Below are 21,350 nucleotides of genomic sequence, written 5' to 3' on the forward strand. Positions count from 1 at the left end.
GTCCAGGCCGTTTTTATTTGTAGCTCAGATGCTTAGCGAAACGGTCGATGAACTAAGGTCAGAAGTTAAAAGTTGTAAGCCCAAGGTAAATAGCCGGTAAAGGCGCTTTTCTAAATGCGCCCCAGTGCTTATCTTTCAGCCTCCCAAAGAAGAAGCTCTCGCGCCCAATGGTTGATCACTCCATGCAATCCTCCCCCCGTAAGTCCCGCCGCTGGCTGTTCGGCCTGCTTGTGCTGCTGGTTATCGCCGGCCTGTGCTGGAAATTCTGGCCCGCCAGCCACAAGGATGCCGCCGCGCAGGCGCCAGCCGGACGTGCCGGCAAGTCGGGGATGATGCGCCCGGGTTTCGGTGGCTCTGCCGGCCCGGTGCCAGTGCGTGTGGCGCCTGCGGTGCTGGGCGAGTTCCCGGTGTACTACAAGGCCTTGGGCACGGTCACCGCGCTCAACACCATCAATGTGCGCAGCCGGGTGGGCGGTGAGTTGGTAAAGATCGCCTTTGAAGAAGGCCAGATGGTCAAGGCCGGTGACCTGCTCGCCGAGATCGACCCCCGCAGCTACCAGAACGCCTTGCTCCAGGCCCAGGGCACGCTGATGCAGAACCAGGCCCAGCTGAAAAATGCCCAGGTCGACGTGCAGCGTTACCGCGACCTGTACGCCCAGGACAGTATCGCCAAGCAGACCCTGGACACCGCCGAAGCGCTGGTCCTGCAATACCAGGGCACGGTCAAGACCAACCAGGGCGCGGTTGATGACGCCAAGCTCAACCTCGAATTCACCAAGATCCGCGCGCCGATCAGCGGCCGCGTCGGCCTGCGCCAGGTGGACGTAGGCAACCTGGTGGCGGCCAACGACACCACATTCCTGGCCGTGATCACCCAGACCCAGCCGATCAGCGTGGCCTTCACCTTGCCGGAGAACACCCTGGAAACCGTGCTCACCCGCTACCACGCCGGCAACAAGCTGCCCGTGGAAGCCTGGGACCGTGGCGATGTGAAACAGCAGGCCGTCGGCGTGCTGCAGAGCCTGGACAACCAGATCGACGTCACCACCGGCACCCTGAAATTCAAGGCGCGTTTCGATAACAAGGACCAGGCACTGTTCCCGAACCAGTTCGTCAATGTGCACCTGTTGGCCGACACCCTGCATAACGTGGTGCTGGCGCCGTCGGCGGCGATCCAGTTCGGCAACACCGGTACCTTTGTCTATGTGCTCGACGGTGATAAGAAGGTCAAGGTGCAGCCGCTGGTGGTGGGTGATACCGATGGCGACAATACCGTGATCAAGGAAGGCCTCAAGGCTGGCGACCGCGTGGTGCTGGAAGGCACCGACCGCTTGAAGGACGGCAGTGAAATCGAGGTGGTCAACGACAGCAGCGAAGTGCCGACCACCCCGACCGAGCACCTGCAAGGCAAGCCCGCGGCGAAAGGGGAGACCGGCACCACTGCCGGCAAGGCGCAAAAGGTCGGTTCATGAACCTGTCGCGGCTGTTTATCCTTCGCCCGGTTGCCACCACGCTGAGCATGCTGGCCATTGTGTTGGCCGGCATCATTTCGTATCGCTTGCTGCCGGTGTCGGCGTTGCCCCAGGTGGATTACCCGACGATCCGCGTGATGACCCTGTACCCCGGCGCCAGCCCCGACGTGATGACCAGTGCGGTCACCGCGCCGCTGGAACGCCAGTTCGGGCAAATGCCCGGCCTTACGCAGATGGCCTCCACCAGCTCCGGCGGTGCGTCGGTGCTGACCCTGCGTTTCAACCTCGACATCAACATGGATGTCGCCGAGCAGCAGGTGCAGGCCGCGATCAACGCCGCGACCAACCTGTTGCCCAAGGACCTGCCGGCGCCTCCGGTGTACAACAAGGTCAACCCGGCGGATACCCCGGTGCTGACCCTGGCAATCACCTCCAAGACCATGCTGCTGCCCAAGCTCAATGACCTGGTCGACACGCGCATGGCGCAGAAAATCGCGCAGATCAGCGGCGTCGGCATGGTCAGCATCGCGGGCGGCCAGCGCCAGGCCGTGCGCATCAAGGTCAACCCCGAGGCCCTGGCGGCCAATGGCTTGAACCTGTCGGACGTGCGCACCCTGATCGCCGCGTCCAACGTCAACCAGCCCAAGGGTAACTTCGACGGCCCCACCCGCGTGTCGATGCTCGACGCCAACGACCAGTTGGTCTCGCCCCAGCAATACGCCGAACTGATCCTGGCCTACAACAATGGCGCGCCGCTGCGCCTGAAAGACGTGGCCCAGATCGTCGACGGCGCCGAAAACGAACGCCTCGCCGCCTGGGCCAATGAAAACCAGGCCGTCCTGCTGAACATCCAACGCCAGCCAGGCGCCAACGTGATCGAGGTGGTGGACCGCATCAAGGCGCTGCTACCGAGCATCACCGACAACTTGCCGGCCGGCCTCGACGTGACGGTACTCACCGACCGCACCCAGACCATCCGCGCCTCGGTCAAGGACGTGCAACACGAATTGCTCATCGCTATTGCCCTGGTGGTGATGGTGACGTTCCTGTTCCTGCGCCGGGTCAGCGCCACGATCATTCCGTCCATCGCGGTGCCGCTGTCCCTGGTGGGCACTTTTGGCGTGATGTACCTGGCGGGGTTCTCCATCAATAACCTGACGCTGATGGCCCTGACCATCGCCACTGGTTTTGTGGTGGACGATGCGATCGTGATGCTGGAGAACATCTCCCGTTATATCGAGGAAGGCGAAACGCCGCTGGCTGCGGCACTCAAGGGCGCCAAGCAAATCGGTTTCACCCTGATTTCTCTGACCCTGTCGCTGATCGCGGTACTGATTCCGCTGCTGTTCATGGCTGACGTGGTGGGACGGCTGTTCCGAGAGTTCGCCATCACCCTCGCGGTGGCGATCCTGATTTCCCTGGTAGTCTCGCTGACGCTCACGCCGATGATGTGCGCGCGTTTGCTCAAGCGTGAGCCGAAGGAAGAGGAACAAAGCCGCTTCTACAAGGCCAGCGGCGCCTGGATCGACTGGTTGATCGCACGTTACGGCAGCATGCTGCAGTGGGTGCTCAAGCATCAGCCGCTGACCCTGCTGGTGGCCATCGCGACCCTGGGCCTGACCGTGTTCCTGTACCTGATCGTGCCCAAGGGCTTCTTCCCGGTGCAGGACACCGGCGTGATCCAGGGTATTTCCGAAGCGCCACAGTCGATTTCCTTTGCCGCCATGAGCCAGCGCCAGCAGGACCTGGCCAAGATCATCCTGGCTGATCCGGCAGTGGAAAGCCTGTCTTCCTACATTGGTGTGGACGGCGACAACGCGACCCTCAACAGCGGGCGCTTGCTGATCAACCTCAAGGCCCACGGCCAGCGCGACCTGAGCGCGGCCCAGGTGATCACCCGCCTGCAGCCGGAAATCGACAAGCTGGTGGGTATCCGCCTGTTCATGCAGCCCGTGCAGGACCTGACCATCGAAGACCGCGTGAGCCGCACCCAGTACCAATTCAGCATGTCCTCGCCGGACGCCGAGTTGCTGGCACTGTGGAGTGACAAACTGGTCCACGCGTTGAGCCAGTTGCCCGAACTCACTGACGTCGCCAGCGACCTGCAGGACAAAGGCTTGCAGGTGTACCTGGTGATCGACCGCGACGCGGCTTCGCGCCTGGGCGTCAGCGTGTCGACCATCACCGACGCGTTGTATGACGCCTTCGGCCAGCGGCAGATCTCCACCATCTACACCCAGGCCAGCCAGTACCGCGTGGTGCTGCAGGCCCAGTCCGGCGAAACCCTCGGCCCGGACGCGCTGAACCAGATCCACGTGAAAACTACCGACGGCGGCCAGGTGCGCCTGTCCAGCCTGGCCCGTGTGGAACAGCGCCAGGCGCAATTGGCGATTGCGCATATCGGCCAGTTCCCGGCGGTGATGATGTCATTCAACCTGGCCCCTGGCGTGGCGCTGGGCAAAGGTGTGGAGCTGATCAACCAGACCCAGAAAGACATTGGCATGCCGGTGGGCGTGCAGACTCAGTTCCAGGGCGCAGCCCAGGCCTTCGAAGCCTCACTGTCGAGCACTTTGCTGCTGATCCTGGCGGCGGTGGTCACCATGTACATCGTGCTGGGCGTGCTCTACGAGAGCTATATCCACCCGATCACCATTCTCTCGACCTTGCCGTCGGCGGCGGTGGGGGCCTTGCTGGCGTTGCTGCTCAGCGGCAATGACCTGGGCATGATCGCGATCATCGGCATCATCTTGCTGATCGGTATCGTCAAGAAGAACGCGATCATGATGATCGACTTCGCCCTCGACGCCGAACGCAACCAGGGCCTTGACCCGCAGACCGCGATCTACCAGGCGGCGCTGCTGCGCTTCCGGCCGATCCTGATGACCACGCTGGCCGCATTGTTCGGCGCGGTGCCGTTGATGCTCGCCACCGGTTCCGGTGCGGAACTGCGCCAACCGCTGGGCCTGGTAATGGTCGGTGGCCTGCTGGTGAGCCAGGTGCTCACCCTGTTCACCACGCCGGTGATCTACCTGTATTTCGACCGCCTCGGCCGCCGCTGGCGCAAAGAGCCGCAAAGCCTGGAGCCGGTTGAGTCATGAACCTGTCCGGACCTTTCATCCGCCGGCCGGTCGCGACCATGCTGCTGAGCCTGGCGATCCTGTTGCTCGGCGGCGTGAGCTTCAACCTGTTGCCGGTGTCGCCGCTGCCGCAGATCGACTTCCCGGTGATCGTGGTGTCGGCCAGCTTGCCCGGTGCCAGCCCCGAGGTGATGGCATCCACGGTGGCGACGCCGCTGGAGCGCTCGTTCGGCGCGATTGCCGGCATCACCACTATGAGCAGTTCGTCGAGCCAGGGCTCTACGCGGGTGATCCTGGCGTTTGACTCCGACCGTGATATCAACGGCGCGGCGCGGGAAGTGCAGGCGGCGATCAATGCCTCGCGCAACCTGCTGCCCAGCGGTATGCGCAGCATGCCCACCTACAAGAAGATCAACCCGTCCCAGGCGCCGATCATGGTGCTGTCGCTGACCTCGGACGTGTTGCAGAAGGGCCAGCTGTATGACCTGGCCTCGACCATTCTGTCGCAAAGCCTGTCTCAGGTCCCTGGCGTTGGTGAAGTGCAGATCGGCGGCAGCTCCCTGCCGGCGGTGCGCATCGAGCTCGAACCCAAGGCCCTCGACCAGTACGGCGTGGCCCTTGACGATGTGCGCAACACCATCGCCAACGCTAACCAGCGTCGGCCCAAGGGTTCCCTGGAAGACAGCCAGCGCAACTGGCAGATCCAGGCCAACGACCAGTTGGAGAAGGCCAAGGACTACGAGCCGCTGCTGATCCGCTACCAGAACGGCGCGGCCCTGCGCCTGGGCGATGTGGCCAAGATCAGTGACGGCGTGGAAGACCGCTACAACAGCGGATTCTTCAACAACGAACCGGCGGTGCTGCTGGTGATCAACCGCCAGTCTGGCGCCAACATCATCGAGACGGTCCGGCAGATCAAGGCGCAGTTACCGGCGTTGCAGGCGGTGCTGCCGTCCAGCGTCAAGCTGAGCCTGGCCATGGACCGCTCGCCGGTGATCACCGCGACCTTGCACGAAGCCGAGATGACCTTGCTCATCGCAGTGGGCCTGGTGATCCTGGTGGTGTACCTGTTCCTGGGTAACTTCCGCGCCTCGCTGATCCCGACCCTGGCGGTGCCGGTCTCACTGGTGGGCACCTTTGCGGTGATGTACCTGTACGGGTTCTCGCTGAACAACTTCTCGTTGATGGCGTTGATCCTGGCCACCGGTTTGGTGGTGGACGATGCCATCGTGGTGCTGGAAAACATTTCCCGGCATATCGACGAAGGCGTGCCTCCGATGAAGGCGGCGTACCTGGGCGCCAAGGAAGTCGGCTTCACCTTGCTGTCGATGAACGTGTCGCTGGTGGCGGTGTTCCTCTCTATCCTGTTCATGGGCGGGATTGTCACCAACCTGTTCCGCGAATTTTCCATCACCTTGTCGGCGGCGATCATTGTGTCGCTGATTGTTTCGCTGACCCTGACCCCGATGCTCTGCGCGCGTTGGCTCAAGCCGCATGTGAAGGGCGAGATGACCGGGTTGCAGCGCTGGAGCCAGAAGGTCAACGACCGCATGGTCGCCGGCTACGCCACCAGCCTGGACTGGGTGTTGCGCCATCGGCGCCTGACGTTACTCAGCCTGTTGCTGACCATCGGCATGAACGTCGCGCTTTATGTGGTGGTGCCGAAGACCTTCATGCCGCAGCAGGACACTGGCCAGTTGATCGGTTTTGTGCGCGGTGATGACGGCCTGTCGTTCAGCGTGATGCAGCCGAAAATGGAAACCTTCCGCAAGGCGGTGCTCAAGGACCCGGCGGTGCTCAGCGTGGCCGGCTTTATCGGCGGCAACAACGGCACCAACAATGCGGTGATGCTGGTTCGCTTGAAGCCCATCAGCGAGCGCAAGATTTCCGCCCAGGCGGTGATCGAGCGTCTGCGCAAGGATGTGCCGCTGGTGCCGGGCGGGCGGTTGTTCCTGATGGCTGACCAGGACCTGCAATTCGGCGGCAGTCGCGACCAGACCAGCGCGCAGTATTCCTACATCCTGCAAAGCGGCGACCTGGCGGCCTTGCGCCTGTGGTACCCGAAAGTGGTGGCGGCCTTGCGCGAGCTGCCGGAACTCACCGCCATCGACGCCCGTGAAGGCCGGGGTGCGGCGCAGGTCACGCTGATTGTCGACCGCGACCAGGCCAAGCGCCTGGGCATCGACATGAACATGGTCACGGCGGTGCTCAACAACGCCTACAGCCAGCGGCAGATTTCCACCATCTATGACAGCCTCAACCAGTACCAGGTGGTGATGGAGGTCAATCCCAAATACGCCCAGGACCCGATCACCCTCAACCAGATGCAAGTGATCACCTCCACGGGTGCGCGGGTGCCGCTGTCGACCATTGCCCATTATGAGAACAGCCTGGCCGACGACCGCGTCAGCCACGAAGGCCAGTTCGCCTCGGAGAACATCGCGTTCGACATGGCGCCCGGCGTGACGGTGGAGCAGGGCACAGCCGCCATTGAACGGGCGATTGCCAAGGTTGGCCTGCCGGAAGACGTGATCGCCAAGATGGCCGGCACCGCGGATGCATTCGCGGCGACGCAGAAGGGCCAGCCGTTCATGATCCTCGGCGCGCTGGTGGCCGTGTACCTGGTGCTGGGCATTCTGTATGAAAGCTATATTCACCCGCTGACCATTCTCTCGACCCTGCCGTCGGCCGGTGTCGGCGCGATGCTTGCGATCTACCTGACCGGTGGCGAGTTCAGCCTGATCTCCTTGCTGGGGCTGTTCCTGCTGATCGGCGTGGTGAAGAAAAACGCGATCCTGATGATCGACCTGGCGTTGCAGTTGGAGCGCCACGACGGCATGAGCCCGCTGGAATCAATCCGCAGCGCCTGCCTGTTGCGTTTGCGCCCGATCCTGATGACCACCCTGGCGGCCATCCTCGGCGCCTTGCCGTTGCTGCTGGGCGCGGGCGATGGTGCGGAAATGCGCCGTCCGTTGGGCCTGACGATTATCGGCGGTTTGGTGTTCAGCCAGATCCTGACCCTTTACACCACCCCGGTGGTCTACCTCTATCTCGACCGCGCGCGCCATCGCTTCAATAAATGGCGCGGCGTGCGTACCGATGCTGCCCTGGACACTGCGCTATGACCGATTCAATCAACGCCAATGCACCGCAGTCCCCTGTAGGAGCCGGCTTGCCTGCGAAAAACTCACCGTCACCGCGTACTTTCAGGCAGGGCGCGTTTTCGTTGACGACCTTCGCGAGCAAGCTCGCTCCTACAATGGGATTGGCGTTATTGCTCAGTGCTTGCGCTATTGGCCCCGACTACAAACGCCCGGAAGTCGTCGAACCGGTCCAGTACAAAGAAGCCCAAGGTTGGCGCCAAGCCACGCCCAGCGATTCCCTGGCCCGTGGCGCCTGGTGGGAGCTTTACGGTGACCGCCAGCTCAATGACCTGGTGGTACGCCTGAACACGTCCAACCAGACCGTGGCCCAGGCTGAAGCGCGCTTCCGCCAGGCCCAGGCGTTGGTGCGCAGCTCCCGTGGGGCGTTTTATCCCACTGTCGACCTGAGCGCCGGGAAAACCCGCGCCAGCCAGGGCACCGGTAGCAGTAACGCGAGCCTGAGCAGTTCCAGCAGCGGTATCCGCGACACCCTCAATGCCCAGTTGGGCGTGAGCTGGGAAGCGGATATCTGGGGCAAATTGCGCCGGGGCCTGGAAGCCAACGAAGCCAGCGCTGAAGCCAGCTCGGCGGACCTGGCGGCGATGCGCCTGAGTCAGCAGTCCGAACTGGTGCAAAGCTACCTGCAACTGCGGGTCATGGATGAACAGACGCGCTTGCTGCAAGCCACGCTGGAGACCTACCAGCGCTCCCTGCAAATGACCGAAAACCAGTACCGCGCCGGGGTTTCCGGCAAGGACGCGGTAGCCCAGGCACAAACCCAGCTCAAGACCACCCAGGCCAGCCTGATCGACCTGATCTGGCAGCGCGCCCAGCTGGAAAACGCGATTGCGGTGTTGATCGGCGAGGCGCCGGCCAACTTCAACCTGGCGGTGAGCAAGGACATCCCGGCACTGCCGCAGATTCCCGTGAGCCTGCCGTCGCAACTGCTGGAGCGCCGCCCGGACATCGCCTCGGCCGAACGCTCGGTGATCGCCGCCAACGCCAATATCGGCGTGGCCAAGGCCGCCTACTACCCGGACCTGAGCCTGAGCCTGGCCGGTGGTTACTCCAGCAGCACCTATGCCGACTGGATCAGCCTGCCGAACCGCTTCTGGTCGGTGGGGCCAAAACTGGCCATGACCCTGTTTGACGGCGGCCAGCGTTCGGCGGAAGTCGACCGCACCGTGGCCAGCTACGACGAGACCGTCGCCAAATACCGCCAGACCGTGCTGGATGGGTTCCGTGAAGTGGAAAACTACATGGTGCAACTCAAGGTGCTGGAAGACGAGGCGGTGGTCAGCAATGAAGCACTCGACGCCGCCCGTGAGTCGTTGCGCCTGACGCAAAACCAGTACAAGGCGGGTCTGATTGCCTACCTGGATGTGGTTACCACGCAAGCGACCGCGCTGAGCAACGAACGCACGGTGTTGACCCTTTTGCAGACGCGCCTGGTGGCCAGTGTGCAATTGATCGCGGCATTGGGCGGTGGTTGGGACGGTCAGATACCGATTGCCGAGAAGGACTGATTTTGGCGGGGTGTGCAGCCAGTTGATTGACGTCAAAATGCCACTAATGGCCCTCTGATAATTAATCAACTGCTCAAGAATTATTCTCGCTACAATCGCCCGCTTTGCCACCTGGCACGGGCTTCTCAGGCCCGCTGCGCACGAGAAGTCCCATGCTCATCGGTAGTTATTCACCCTCGCTGGTTGTGATCTCGCTGTTTGTCGCGATCCTCGCTTCCTACACTGCACTGGATCTGTCCGGTCGCATCGCTACCGCCAAAGGCCGCGCCGTTTATTTATGGATCGCCGGCGGCGCCATGGCGATGGGCGTGGGGGTGTGGTCGATGCACTTCATCGGCATGCTGGCGCTGCGCTTGCCGTTTGCCCTGGGCTTCGATCTGGGCATCACGGCGCTGTCGTTGTTGATCGCGGTGTTGTCCAGCGGCTTTGCCTTGTGGCTGATCAGCCAGCCGCGTTTGCCCGCCTGGCAACTGGGGTTTGGCGCGCTGGTCATGGGCACCGGCATCGCGTGCATGCATTACACCGGCATGGCCGCCATGCGTATGACCCCAGGCATCGACTATGACCCCACCTTGTTTGGCGCGTCGCTGCTGATCGCGGTGGTCGCGTCTGGCGCTGCGCTGTGGATCGCCCACAATCTGCGCCGTAACACACCGTACGTCCGCCTTTTACGGGGGGGCGCGGCGGTGGTGATGGGCTTTGCCATCGTCGGCATGCATTACACCGGCATGGCCGCGGCACGTTTTGCCGATGAGAGTTTCTGCGGCGCCGCACTGAACGGCTTGAGCGGCAAGGGCCTGGATAACCTGGTATTGGTCACGACCCTGGCGGTACTGGCTATCGCCTTGCTCACCTCGTTGCTCGACGCACGCCTGGAAGCACGTACGGCGGTGCTGGCCGATTCCCTGACTCAAGCCAACCAGGAACTGACCCATCTGGCCCTGCACGACATGCTCACCGGCCTGCCCAACCGAACGTTGCTTGCGGACCGCATTCAGCAAGCCATGCAGGCCGTCAAAGAGCAGGGCGGTTGCTTCGCGCTGATGTTTATCGACCTCGATGGCTTCAAGCCCGTCAACGATGCGTTTGGTCACCATATGGGTGATCAATTGCTGCGCGAAGTCGGCCTGCGCCTGCGCGAAGACTTGCGCAGCCAGGACACCTTGGCGCGCATCGGCGGCGACGAGTTTGTGTTGCTGGTGCAACTGACCCAGCCGGACGATGCCCTGGGCCTTGCCGAACGCCAGGTGATCCTGATCAACCGCGCCTTCCAGGTGGCCGAGCATGAGCTGAAGATCTCCGCCAGTGTCGGCATCGCGATGTTCCCGGGCAACGGCCACAACCCTCAGGAACTGTTGATGAACGCCGACGCCGCGATGTACCACGCCAAGGGCATGGGCAAGAACGGCTACAGCTTCTTTGATGCGTCGATGAACACCAACGCGCGCAAGCAATTGCAGTTGTTGCAGGACCTGCGCAATGCCGTGGAACAGGAACAGTTTCGCCTGTACTACCAACCCAAGTTCGACGCGGTCAGCGGCATTCCGGTCGGTGCCGAAGCCCTGTTGCGTTGGGAGCACCCACAACAGGGGCTGTTGCTGCCGGCGATGTTTATCGAGCTGGCGGAAAAAACCGGGTTGATCATTCCCATCGGCGAATGGGTACTCAACGAAGCCTGCCGCCAGATGAGCCTGTGGTACGCCCAGGGTTATGAAGACTGGCGCATCGCCGTGAACCTCTCGGCCTTGCAGTTCTGCCACGCCGGGCTGGTCAAAAGTGTGGCGGTGGCGCTTGAGCGGCACCAACTGCCGGCCAACAGCCTGACCCTGGAAATCACCGAAACCACAGCCATGAGCGACGCCGACGCGAGCATGACGGTGTTGCAGCAGCTGTCGGACATGGGCGTCGACTTGTCCATCGACGACTTCGGCACCGGCTACTCCAGCCTGATGTACCTCAAGCGCCTGCCGGCCAACGAGCTGAAGATCGACCGTGGCTTTGTGCGCGACCTGGAACACGACAGCGACGACGCGGCCATCGTCTCGGCCATCGTCGCCCTTGGCCAGGCCCTGGGATTACGGATTGTTGCCGAAGGCGTCGAGACGGATGTGCAGCAGAATTTCCTGACACGGCTTGGGTGCAATTCCCTACAGGGTTACCTGCTGGGTCACCCGTTGCCGGCAGAGGGCTTCATGGCGGATATCCAACGCGCCGAAGAGGCCGTTGCGCCTGACAAAAGCCGTGCGTGACAGGTATTCTTGGATCCAACCCTAAACATCAGGTTGAATCAGGAGACCGCACGCATGGACAAAGTCGTCATCATCACCGGGGGCAGTCGTGGGATTGGCGCCGAGACGGCCTTGCTGGCCGCTCGCCAGGGCTATCGCATCTGCATCAACTATCAGTCCGACGAAGAGGCGGCCCATCGCGTACTGGAACAAGTGCGTGCGCTGGGCGCCCAAGCCATTGCCGTGCGGGCAGATGTGAGCATCGAGGATGAAGTGATCGCGTTGTTCCACCGTGTAGACGCCGAGTTGGGCCGTGTTACCGCACTGGTCAACAATGCGGGTACGGTGGGGCATAAATCCCGCGTGGATGAGATGTCCGAATTTCGCATCCTGAAAATCATGAAGACTAACGTACTCGGCCCGATCCTGTGTGCCAAGCATGCGGTGCTGCGCATGTCGCCCAAGCATGGCGGGCAGGGTGGGAGTATCGTCAATGTGTCGTCGGTGGCAGCACGCCTGGGGTCGCCCGGTGAGTATGTCGACTATGCCGCCTCCAAAGGAGCGCTGGATACCTTCACCATTGGGTTGTCGAAAGAAGTGGCGGGCGAAGGCATTCGCGTCAACGCGGTTCGCCCTGGCTACATCTTCACCGACTTCCATGCCTTGAGCGGCGATCCGGACCGGGTCAGCAAGCTCGAATCCGGTATTCCCATGGCCCGAGGCGGGCGCCCTGATGAAGTGGCGGAAGCGATCATCTGGCTGCTGTCGGACAAGGCGTCGTATGCCACCGGGACGTTTCTAGACCTTGGAGGAGGTCGCTAAGGTTCGTCGCGAGGGCCATTTCCCTGTAGCAGTGAAATGGCCAATGGATGATGGAAAATTCGATTGTCAGTGATACCTGGCGAGCATGATTCGCTCAACCAGTTCCGCAATGCGCTCATTTAGATCGAGAATGTTGAGATTGGCTGGTTGGTCGCAAATATATTTTGCGATTTTCACTTTATCCGCTTTCTTGAAAAAAACGTGGTCGTTTCTAAGAAAATGCAGTGGGTGTGTGAAGTCGTCTTGGTCGGGGCGCTCTTTGAATGTCGTTGCGTATACGTGCTGAAGAGCTTGCAGTGTACTCTCAGGCGAAATGTAATTTTCGATTTCCCTGCCGGCTGTAATCCAGCAAAGATCTTTATGTGTCGCACCGTGATTGGATTCAATCGTGCTTTTGATGTTTTGTTTGGTTTTGTTGATGGCGCTGTTTGCGGTTCCTTTATCACTATCAATAATGAAGGCGAGATTTCTGTTGAGTTTTTTGACGTCAATCAGAGCGGCGATATCATCGTCAGTCTCGGTTAAGTCATCTGCGGATAAATGACTGAGGAGCCTGCCACCGTAAAACATGATGGAGTAATCCACACCTTCCATGATCTTTTTTTCAGATGTTTCCAAGTATTTATTTAGCCAGTGGTTCAAATATAGTCTGTCGGAAGGGCCTTCCACCCATATTATGAAATTGGCTTGAAGGATGTCCGACGCCTGATAGCCTAATTGTTGTACTAGGTTTGATTTTGATGCACTGCATGCGGCACGGCTGATAGTGGTTTCTTCAAAGTCAGCAGTCGATCCATCAGGGTTTTTTTGTTTCTTGCTGCTCACATGAAAAATGGAGGCATTGCTCATATCCATGATTGAGGCTGAATGAGTTGCAATGAAATATTGATTGGTCGTTTCGTTAAGTAAATATTGCATAAGGCGTCGTTGTAATGTTGGGTGCAAGTGAAGTTCAGGTTCTTCAATGCAGATGATTTGGTGCTCCAGTAATGTGCAGGTTACGGCAATGATAATGATCTCGTGAAGACCTGTTCCAAGCGCATGCAATGGAAGCATTTTTCCGTCTATCTTTACCGATATACTATGTTTGTGTGATATGTGTATTTGTACTGAATCGTTCCGAAGGACAGACTTTAAGAGTTTGTTTATTTTGTCGAAGTCGGCATGCGTATCTAAGCCGTATGTATCGGGTAATTGAAGTTTAAAGATCTTATTTATTAGTCCTGTCCCGGAATGCTCGAATGTATCTGTTTCTTCATGCGTTATTTTACGAAGTGCTGGAATGAGTATGGGTTGTTTTGTGATGTTTGTTTTTGCGCCGACGAGTAGGCGCTCGATCCATCGTTCGATGGTATTGTGTGGGGCGGGGGTATGGTTTTCTCCATACTGGTCTTTTACTATTTTTTGAATACGTAGCAGTGTCCTGTCGGAAATGTTGGTGACTGCCGTGCGTAGATTTTGTTGCATAGGTTGCCAAGTGTCTTTGCTGCTTTTCTGAACGTTGACCCATACCCAGTTGTTGCTGTCAGTTATAGGTGCAAGAACTTCCCTGCAGGTGGAGTAAAAGTCTGGGTGAGACGCAAATTGATTAAAAGAGGAGTCGGGAGTTGAAGTGAATTTTAGAAGATCTTCAGTAGAGCATCCTAAACCCAGAGTTGGGTGCGTTTGTTTGGTGTTGACATTGATGTCGAGTCCGGAGAGCCTCAAAAAAGGGCTTTTGTCTAACAGTTTTGGTGATGGGTCAAGATACTGCCCATGCTCTGAGATGAAATTGAGGATAATGGATTTCCCCGCATTATTTTCACCGACAAAAAAATTAAATCTGTCAAAGGGTGCCATCTTTTGAATAGTGTTGCCTAAACCTCTGTAATTAGAGAGTGCCAAACCTTTCAGGATAATAAGGTCGTTCATTCATGCCTCCGTGCTAGATACAGTATTTATCCCTCCCACGTAGGCGTAAAGGTGTACGCAAAAACAGGGTCTTAATAAGTGAAGAGGGGTGGCGAAAAGCCATCCATCTTATCAGAAAGACCGCACAATCCGCCCCAACGTCTCCATGGCCTTTTCCGATGCCTCGGTCCACGGGCTTCCGTAATTCAAGCGAATGCAGTTCCGAAAGCGCTGGGTCGCCGAGAAGATCGGCCCCGGCGCGATGCTGATGCCTTGCGCCAACGCCATCTGGAACAACTTCAACGAGTCCGTCTGCTCCGGTAGCTCCAGCCACAGGAAATACCCGCCGGCGGGTTGGCTGACCCGCGTCTGCGCCGGGAAATAACGGGCGATGGCGGCGAGCATGGCGCTTTGTTGCTCTTCCAGTGCATAGCGCAACTTCCTCAGGTGCCGGTCATAGCCACCGTGCTGCAAGTAATCGGCAATCGCCGCCTGTGCCGGCATCGACGGGCAGAGCGAGGTCATCAGCTTCAGCCGCTCAACCTTCTGCGCAAAGCGTCCGGCTGCCACCCAGCCTACGCGATAGCCCGGGGCCAGGCTTTTGGCGAAGGAACCGCAATGCATCACCAGACCTTCGGTATCGAAGGCCTTGGCGGGTTTGGGCGCTTGTTGGCCGTAATACAGTTCGGCGTACACATCGTCTTCTATCAGGGGTACCTGATGGCCGCGCAACAGTTCCACCAGTGCCTGTTTCTTGGCTTCCGGCAGGGTCGCGCCCATAGGGTTCTGGAAGCTGGTCATGGTCCAGCAGGCCTTGATCGGGTAGCGTTCCAAGGTCTGCGCCAGGGCGTTGAGGTCGATACCATCGCGCGGATGCACCGGAATCTCCACCGCCTTGAGTTTCAAGCGTTCCAGCACCTGCAGGCAGGCATAGAACGCCGGGGCTTCAATGGCCACCAGGTCGCCGGGTTCGGTCACGGCTTGCAGGCACAGGTTCAAGGCCTCCAGCGCGCCGTTGGTGATCAGCAGTTCTTCCATCGGCAGCATCAACCCGCTCACCATGTAGCGCAGGGCAATCTGCCGGCGCAGTTGCGGGTTGCCCGGCGACATGTCGGTGACCACCAGGCGTGGGTCCATTTCGCGGCTGGCGCTGGCCAGGGAGCGGGCCAGGCGCGGCAGCGGGAACAGCATGGGGCTGGGGAACGCCGAGCCGAACGGTACGGTGTTAGGGTCTTTGATCGAGTCGAGTACCGAGAACACCAGTTCGCTCACGTCCACTTCGGTGGATTCGTGCACCTGCTCGCTCACCACCGGCTCGGAAAACGGACTGGGCGCATGGGTGTTGACGAAGTAGCCCGAACGCGGCCGTGCGCGGATCAGGCCACGGCGCTCCAGCAGGTAGTAGGCCTGGAATACCGTGGACGGGCTGACGCCGTAGGTCTGGCTGGCATAGCGCACCGACGGCACCCGCTGGCCGGGGCCGAGTACGCCGGAGCGGATCAGTTCTGCGATGTCGTCGGCGAATTTTTCGTAGCGTTTCATGGGGGCTCAGTCAGTGTGAGTGTTTTTATCGGTTCAATGGCGCTACAAAGCGGCTGTCAGCAATGCTATAGATACCCGGCTCATCCACATCCGAGACCTTGAAACGCAAGGTCTGCGAACTGCTCGCCGGTTTATCCGCCAGCAACGCCACCGACACCGGTACATCGCTGATTTCCCCCGGCGCCAGGCTGATCTCGGTCTTGCCTTGCAACTGGAAGCCATCGGCGTCCACCAGTTCCAAGCGGTAGTCCTGGCGCTGCTGGGTCTTGTTGATCACCTTGAGGCTGTAGATGTTTTCGATCAAACCCTGGGCATTCTCGCGGAACATGCCACGGTCCTTGGTTACGTCCAGCGACACCATCGGCCGTTCCACCAGCGCCACCACCAACGCAGCAATCATCACCAGCAGCACGGCACTGTAGCCGATCAGGCGCGGCCTTAGCAGGTGCGTCTTGCCGCCTTGCAGTTGATGTTCGCTGGTGTAGCTCACCAGGCCACGCGGGTAGCCCATCTTGTCCATGATCGAATCGCAGGCGTCGATGCACGCCGCGCAACCAATGCATTCCATTTGCAGGCCGTCGCGAATGTCGATGCCGGTGGGGCAGACCTGCACGCACAACTGGCAGTCGATGCAGTCGCCCAGGCCGACGTCGGCGGGTTTGACGTCACGTTTGCGCGGGCCACGGCTTTCGCCGCGGGCCACGTCGTAGGAAATGGTCAGGGTGTCTTTGTCGAACATCACGCTCTGGAACCGCGCATACGGGCACATGTGCATGCACACCGCTTCGCGCAGCCAACCGGCGTTGATGTAGGTGGCGCCGGTAAAGAACAGCACCCAGAACAGGCTGACGCCGCCCATCTGCCAGGTCAGCAGTTCGGTCGCCAGGGGACGGATCGGCGTGAAATAGCCGACAAACGTCAGGCCGGTCAGCACGCTGATTCCCAGCCACAAGGTGTGCTTGGCCGAGCGTCGCGCCAGTTTGTTCAGACTCCAGGGCGCCGCTTGTAGCTTGATACGCTGGTTGCGCTCGCCTTCGGTGACTTTTTCGCACCACATGAACAGCCAGGTAAACGAGCTTTGCGGGCAGGTGTAGCCGCACCACACGCGGCCGGCAAATACGGTGATCGCAAACAGGCCGAAGGCGCAGATGATCAACAGTGCCGACAACAGGATGAAATCCTGCGGCCAGAAGGTCGCGCCAAAGATATGGAATTTGCTTTCAGCCAAGTCCCACAGCACCGCCTGCCGATCGTCCCAGTTCAGCCACACCGTGCCGAAAAACGCCAGGAACAGGAAGGCTGCACCGCTCACGCGCAAGGTACGGAACAGGCCGGTGAAACTGCGGGTATGAATCAGGTTGTCGCTGGATTTGGCCTTCACCTTCTTTGGGTGTGTGGGCTCAAAAATTTCCACGGTTGGGATGTGTTCGCTCATGGTCGTTCGCTCATCAGCCTCCATCAGGCGGATGAACTATGCGCGCCGTGCTGTTTGCATAACAGACTCAGGTATGGCGAGAAAAAGCGGATCAGATGGGGCGGATGTCGATCGCTGCGACAATGTGCTGCACCCCATGGGGCCAGGGGGGCAGCATTATTTAGAGAGCGCTGACACGGATCAATTAAATCAGCGAACCAGGTTCATCGGCCTTCACATGCTGACGACCATCGTGGGCACCGGCCACGGTCAGGGCATCGGCCTCGGCCTCGGTGATATAGATCCGCTGGGCTGCCAATTCCACGTAGGACATCGACTTGTCGAGGTCAGTAACAATATTGACCCGGGTCGCCGGCACGCTCTGTTCCTGGCCATTGTCATCAAGCGTGAAATAGCACAATTGGTTGTCGATACGAATAGGCATGCCGGACTCCTTTTTTCATGGGCTATGAAGGTTAGGGGGCCGCGATGTGCACCGGTTCCAGGCAACTGACTGGCGGTCGTTGCTGTCCACCTTTTAACGACAATGACAAAGGACGGCACCCATGAACGCCTGGTGGCATGAAGCGTGGCAAACCCTGCAGGCTGAATTCGCCGATATCGGCGATGCCAGGCAGCTTACCCAGATCACTGTGCGCCTGCTGATCGCCGCCATCCTGGGCGGCATCCTTGGCTTCGAGCGAGAGAGCAAAGGCAAGGCTGCCGGGGTACGCACCCACATGCTGGTGGCTCTGGGGGCAGCGTTATTCGTGCTTGTCCCGCAAATGTCCGGCAACCAGGCGGATGCCATGAGTCGGGTGGTGCAAGGGGTGATTGCCGGGATTGGCTTTTTGGGTGCGGGCACGATCATCAAGGGCAAGGATGATGCAGAAGGCCATGTAAAAGGGCTGACGACGGCGGCGGGGTTGTGGATGACCGCTGCGATTGGCGTCTCCGCTGGGCTAGGGCGGGAGTCGACAGCGGTGCTCAGCACATTATTGGCCCTCGCGGTATTCAGTGTGATGCCGCGGATCGTCCGGTTGCTGGAAAAGGATGAATGATTCGGATCTGTCAGGCGGCGTTTGCGCTCAGTGCTTGTGCTCGCGCCGCACTCCGTCGATTTTCTCTTTACTCAGCATGCCACCGAAACCACTGAGTTCCTTGTTAGCCGATTTTGTATCTGCGATCCGCTGCCGGAGGTTGCCCAGGGCTTCATTGGAGGTGCTCAGGAACCCGTACATATCCTCCAGCCCTCCATCAAAGGCTTTGGTCAGCAACTCGAGATTTCTCAGCGATGCGCGCCGAATGAAATCTTTCTCCAATCCTTTAAAGAGGGCGTTCTGGCCCGTTTCGAGCTTGTCTTTGTTCAACAACATGCCGATTTCTTCAAGTACTTTGGCTCGTGCTTCTGCATGGGGGCCCCGCAACATTAAACTGATATTGGCTGGGGTCATCAATGGGCGAAGCTGGGCGAGGAATTCACGGGACTCTTCAGAATCGGGGTGCTCCAATAGGTGCTTTATGTTTGCAGGGGTCAATAGTGTTTTGAGCTTTTTGAGGGTTACATCCCCTTGTTGATCCTGTGCCTGCGAAGTCGAAGCGGACTTTTCCAAGGCGGGCGGCTGTATGGAGTGAGTGGGTTGGTTGGGATTGATGGTCGACATTGCTCGTCCTCGCGTTAAATCAAAAAAATAAAACGCTACCACCCGCAATCAGGAGGGCGTCTACGCATAGGAGTATAAGAACGGCCAGTTGATTTATCGGAAGGCTGTTTGCTGCCAAGCATGTAAGACGCTTCGGTTTTTCTTGTTTTTTTAACCGGTAAGCAAGGGTTCGTCCGTTAATAACCGAACCCTGCGCCCGTGTGTTTCAGACGATTACCGGTGGCATCGTATTCGGCGGTTCTTCCACTGCAGGCGGCTCGTTTTTCGGCGGTTCCTTCTCTGGAATCGGTTCGGGCTCCGTCGGCGGCAGGGTCGGTTTGTCGATATTCGGGTCCGGCGTTTCCGCCGGGATCGGGATATTCATCGGTGTGGCCTCCTTTGTGCTTTGCTCTATCGGTGGACAGCCGCCGGGGCGAATTGATTCCCCGCCGGATGGCGGCACATCTAGCTGAACTTTTAACGGCGACCCAGGCTCGGACCTATTACGGCCTCGCTCAGGAAGAGCCCGGCCGCCTCAGAATTCGGATCAAGCAAAGAGCGTCCACAGGGCGTAAGGGGAAGATGCTCGATGACGGCTGAAACAGAATCCTTGTTACCACTGTCCCAGGCACTGTTGCTGCCCAGGATCGCGATTGAAAGCACCACTCCCGTGATTGATGGCGGCGAATTTGCCGTCAAGGCCGTGGTCGGCCAGCGGGTCAATGTCAGCAGCAAAGTGTTCGCCGACGGCCATGACAAGCTCGCTGTGCTGATCCGCTGGCGCCCGCTGCAGGACGAAAGCTGGCATAGCGTGGTCATGACCGATGTGGGCAACAACGGCTGGGAAGGCGCGTTTACCGTGGCCCAGCAGGGTCCTCACGAATATTGCATTGAAGCCTGGATCGATACCTTCGCCAGCTTTTGTTACGAGCTGCGCAAGAAGCATGAGGCGGGTGTGCCGGTCAGCCTGGAACTGCAGGAAGGCCGCAGCCTGGTGCTGCAGGCCGCCGAGCGCAGTGACAATGAGCTGCGTGACCGCCTGATGCTGTTGCACCACGAACTCTCCGGCCTGCTGGAAACCGAGCAGGTTGCGCAGTTCCTGCACGAAGACAGTGCACACCTGATGACCCAGGCCGATCACCGCGCCTACCTGAGCATCAGTACGGTCTATCCGATTGATGTGGAGCGCGAGGCGGCGCTGTTTGCCAGTTGGTATGAGCTGTTCCCACGCTCGATCACAGATGATCCTGCGCGCCACGGCACCTTCAATGACGTGCACTCGCGGCTGTCGATGATCCATGACATGGGTTTTGACGTGCTGTACTTCCCGCCAATCCATCCCATCGGCCGCAGCCACCGCAAAGGCAAGAACAATGCCCTGACCGCCGGCCCGGATGACCCGGGCAGCCCCTATGCCATCGGCAGCGAAGACGGCGGCCATGAGGCGATTCACCCGCAACTGGGCAGCCGCGATGATTTCCGCCGCCTGGTCCAGGCTGCCGCCGAGCATGGCCTGGAAATCGCCCTGGACTTCGCCATCCAGTGTTCCCAGGACCACCCATGGCTCAAGGAGCATCCGGGCTGGTTCAACTGGCGCCCGGACGGCACGATCAAATACGCAGAGAACCCGCCGAAGAAGTATCAGGACATCGTCAACGTCGACTTCTATGCGGCGGACGCCATCCCGAGCCTGTGGACCGAGCTGCGCGACATCGTCGTGGGTTGGGTGGAAGAGGGCGTGAAGACCTTTCGCGTCGACAACCCCCACACCAAGCCGCTGCCTTTCTGGCAATGGCTGATCAGCGATGTGCGGTCCAAGTACCCGGAAGTGATCTTCCTGGCCGAAGCCTTCACCACACCGGCGATGATGGCGCGCCTGGGCAAGGTCGGCTATTCCCAGAGCTACACCTATTTTACCTGGCGTAATACCAAGTCTGAGTTGAGCGAATACCTGACGCAGCTGAACGAGTCGCCGTGGCGCGAATGCTACCGGCCGAATTTCTTCGTGAATACACCGGACATCAACCCGGCCTTCCTGCACGAATCCGGCCGACCCGGCTTCCTGATCCGTGCCGCGCTGGCCACCATGGGCTCGGGTCTGTGGGGCATGTACTCCGGCTTCGAACTCTGCGAGTCGGCGCCGGTGCCGGGCAAAGAGGAATACCTCGATTCGGAAAAGTACGAAATCCGCCCACGGGACTTCACCGCGCCCGGCAACATCATTGCCGAGATCGCCCAGCTCAACCGCATCCGCCGGCAGAACCCGGCGTTGCAGACGCACCTGGGGCTCACGCTTTACAACGCCTGGAACGACAACATCCTGTATTTCGGCAAGCGCAGCGAGGATGGCAGCAACTTCATTCTGGTGGCGGTGAACCTGGATCCTTATAACGCCCAGGAAGCCAGTTTTGAGTTGCCATTGTGGGAATTGGGGCTGCCGGACGATGCCCAGACCCAAGGTGAAGACTTGATGAACGGCCATCGTTGGACCTGGTATGGCAAGACCCAGTGGACACGGCTGGAGCCGCAGATGCCGTTTGGCATCTGGCGCATCACCCCATCGTCTTGAACCTTCCGATGAATTTTCCAGGAG

The 21,350-nt window shown here is 59.6% G+C and carries 14 protein-coding genes; 8 read left to right on the forward strand and 6 right to left on the reverse strand.

Features of this window, described 5'->3' with window-relative positions; all coding sequences use genetic code 11:
* The first annotated feature begins 167 nt into the window (after positions 1-167).
* The 6 genes from HX793_RS21330 (at position 168) to HX793_RS21355 (ending at position 12,268) form a co-directional block, all read left to right on the forward strand.
* Positions 168-1,472, forward strand: a complete 1,305-nt coding sequence (locus tag HX793_RS21330) for an MdtA/MuxA family multidrug efflux RND transporter periplasmic adaptor subunit (RefSeq protein WP_177096220.1) — start codon at positions 168-170, stop codon at positions 1,470-1,472.
* Complete coding sequence (locus tag HX793_RS21335; protein ID WP_016980347.1) at positions 1,469-4,570, forward strand: MdtB/MuxB family multidrug efflux RND transporter permease subunit; 3,102 nt, start codon at positions 1,469-1,471, stop codon at positions 4,568-4,570. Before HX793_RS21330 ends, HX793_RS21335 begins: the two co-directional genes overlap by 4 nt.
* Positions 4,567-7,674, forward strand: a complete 3,108-nt coding sequence (locus HX793_RS21340) for an efflux RND transporter permease subunit (RefSeq protein ID WP_033901487.1) — start codon at positions 4,567-4,569, stop codon at positions 7,672-7,674. Before HX793_RS21335 ends, HX793_RS21340 begins: the two co-directional genes overlap by 4 nt.
* A 134-nt stretch (positions 7,675-7,808) precedes the next feature.
* Positions 7,809-9,218: an efflux transporter outer membrane subunit gene (locus tag HX793_RS21345; RefSeq protein WP_256354474.1), complete on the forward strand. Its 1,410-nt coding sequence runs from the start codon at positions 7,809-7,811 to the stop codon at positions 9,216-9,218.
* 152 nt (positions 9,219-9,370) lie between these two features.
* Positions 9,371-11,467 (forward strand): putative bifunctional diguanylate cyclase/phosphodiesterase, encoded by a 2,097-nt coding sequence (locus HX793_RS21350; protein ID WP_177053872.1) that lies wholly within the window; start codon positions 9,371-9,373, stop codon positions 11,465-11,467.
* A 54-nt stretch (positions 11,468-11,521) separates the two neighbouring features.
* Positions 11,522-12,268, forward strand: coding sequence for an SDR family oxidoreductase (locus HX793_RS21355; protein ID WP_177053873.1), 747 nt, complete (start codon positions 11,522-11,524; stop codon positions 12,266-12,268).
* 66 nt (positions 12,269-12,334) lie between these two features.
* Here HX793_RS21355 and HX793_RS21360 read toward each other — a convergent pair whose 3' ends face one another.
* The 4 genes from HX793_RS21360 to HX793_RS21375 form a co-directional block, all read right to left on the reverse strand.
* Entirely contained in the window at positions 12,335-14,179 is a 1,845-nt protein-coding gene (locus tag HX793_RS21360) for an AAA family ATPase (protein WP_177053874.1), read from the reverse strand.
* Positions 14,180-14,290: 111 nt separating this feature from the next.
* Positions 14,291-15,700: a GntR family transcriptional regulator MpaR gene (gene mapR, locus HX793_RS21365; protein WP_016980342.1), complete on the reverse strand. Its 1,410-nt coding sequence runs from the start codon at positions 15,698-15,700 to the stop codon at positions 14,291-14,293.
* 25 nt (positions 15,701-15,725) lie between these two features.
* Positions 15,726-17,135, reverse strand: coding sequence for a cytochrome c oxidase accessory protein CcoG (ccoG, locus tag HX793_RS21370; RefSeq protein WP_177053875.1), 1,410 nt, complete (start codon positions 17,133-17,135; stop codon positions 15,726-15,728).
* Between the two features lie 184 nt (positions 17,136-17,319).
* The gene (locus HX793_RS21375; protein WP_177053876.1) at positions 17,320-17,559 is read right to left on the reverse strand and encodes a DUF3203 family protein; all 240 of its coding nucleotides are present in this window, start codon (positions 17,557-17,559) and stop codon (positions 17,320-17,322) included.
* Positions 17,560-17,680: 121 nt separating this feature from the next.
* Here HX793_RS21375 and HX793_RS21380 point away from each other — a divergent pair, with 121 nt between their 5' ends.
* Positions 17,681-18,175 carry an MgtC/SapB family protein gene (locus HX793_RS21380; protein ID WP_177005262.1) on the forward strand — a complete coding sequence of 165 codons (495 nt, stop codon included), beginning with the start codon at positions 17,681-17,683 and terminating at the stop codon, positions 18,173-18,175.
* A 27-nt stretch (positions 18,176-18,202) separates the two neighbouring features.
* On the opposite strand, the gene HX793_RS21385 is transcribed toward HX793_RS21380, so the two are convergent.
* On the reverse strand, positions 18,203-18,778 hold the full coding sequence (locus HX793_RS21385; protein WP_177053877.1) for a hypothetical protein: 576 nt from the start codon (positions 18,776-18,778) through the stop codon (positions 18,203-18,205).
* Positions 18,779-18,983: 205 nt separating this feature from the next.
* Entirely contained in the window at positions 18,984-19,142 is a 159-nt protein-coding gene (locus tag HX793_RS21390; RefSeq protein ID WP_177059468.1) for a hypothetical protein, read from the reverse strand.
* Between the two features lie 204 nt (positions 19,143-19,346).
* Between HX793_RS21390 and HX793_RS21395 the strand changes: the two genes are divergently transcribed.
* A complete protein-coding gene (locus HX793_RS21395; protein WP_177059467.1) occupies positions 19,347-21,326 on the forward strand; it encodes an alpha-1,4-glucan--maltose-1-phosphate maltosyltransferase in 1,980 nt (659 codons plus the stop codon).
* The last annotated feature ends 24 nt before the right edge of the window (positions 21,327-21,350 follow it).

The organism is Pseudomonas reactans (assembly GCF_013387025.1).
Taxonomy (GTDB): Bacteria; Pseudomonadota; Gammaproteobacteria; order Pseudomonadales; family Pseudomonadaceae; genus Aquipseudomonas; species Aquipseudomonas reactans.

What these genes read in the sequence shown, in the direction of transcription:
- HX793_RS21330 (WP_177096220.1), top strand. Translation starts at nt 168, where the DNA reads ATGGTTGATCACTCCATGCAATCCTCCCCCCGTAAGTCCCGCCGCTGG.
- HX793_RS21335 (WP_016980347.1), top strand. Translation starts at nt 1,469, where the DNA reads ATGAACCTGTCGCGGCTGTTTATCCTTCGCCCGGTTGCCACCACGCTG.
- HX793_RS21340 (WP_033901487.1), top strand. Translation starts at nt 4,567, where the DNA reads ATGAACCTGTCCGGACCTTTCATCCGCCGGCCGGTCGCGACCATGCTG.
- HX793_RS21345 (WP_256354474.1), top strand. Translation starts at nt 7,809, where the DNA reads ATGGGATTGGCGTTATTGCTCAGTGCTTGCGCTATTGGCCCCGACTAC.
- HX793_RS21350 (WP_177053872.1), top strand. Translation starts at nt 9,371, where the DNA reads ATGCTCATCGGTAGTTATTCACCCTCGCTGGTTGTGATCTCGCTGTTT.
- HX793_RS21355 (WP_177053873.1), top strand. Translation starts at nt 11,522, where the DNA reads ATGGACAAAGTCGTCATCATCACCGGGGGCAGTCGTGGGATTGGCGCC.
- HX793_RS21360 (WP_177053874.1), bottom strand. Translation starts at nt 14,179, where the DNA reads ATGAACGACCTTATTATCCTGAAAGGTTTGGCACTCTCTAATTACAGA.
- mapR (WP_016980342.1), bottom strand. Translation starts at nt 15,700, where the DNA reads ATGAAACGCTACGAAAAATTCGCCGACGACATCGCAGAACTGATCCGC.
- ccoG (WP_177053875.1), bottom strand. Translation starts at nt 17,135, where the DNA reads ATGAGCGAACACATCCCAACCGTGGAAATTTTTGAGCCCACACACCCA.
- HX793_RS21375 (WP_177053876.1), bottom strand. Translation starts at nt 17,559, where the DNA reads ATGCCTATTCGTATCGACAACCAATTGTGCTATTTCACGCTTGATGAC.
- HX793_RS21380 (WP_177005262.1), top strand. Translation starts at nt 17,681, where the DNA reads ATGAACGCCTGGTGGCATGAAGCGTGGCAAACCCTGCAGGCTGAATTC.
- HX793_RS21385 (WP_177053877.1), bottom strand. Translation starts at nt 18,778, where the DNA reads ATGTCGACCATCAATCCCAACCAACCCACTCACTCCATACAGCCGCCC.
- HX793_RS21390 (WP_177059468.1), bottom strand. Translation starts at nt 19,142, where the DNA reads ATGAATATCCCGATCCCGGCGGAAACGCCGGACCCGAATATCGACAAA.
- HX793_RS21395 (WP_177059467.1), top strand. Translation starts at nt 19,347, where the DNA reads ATGACGGCTGAAACAGAATCCTTGTTACCACTGTCCCAGGCACTGTTG.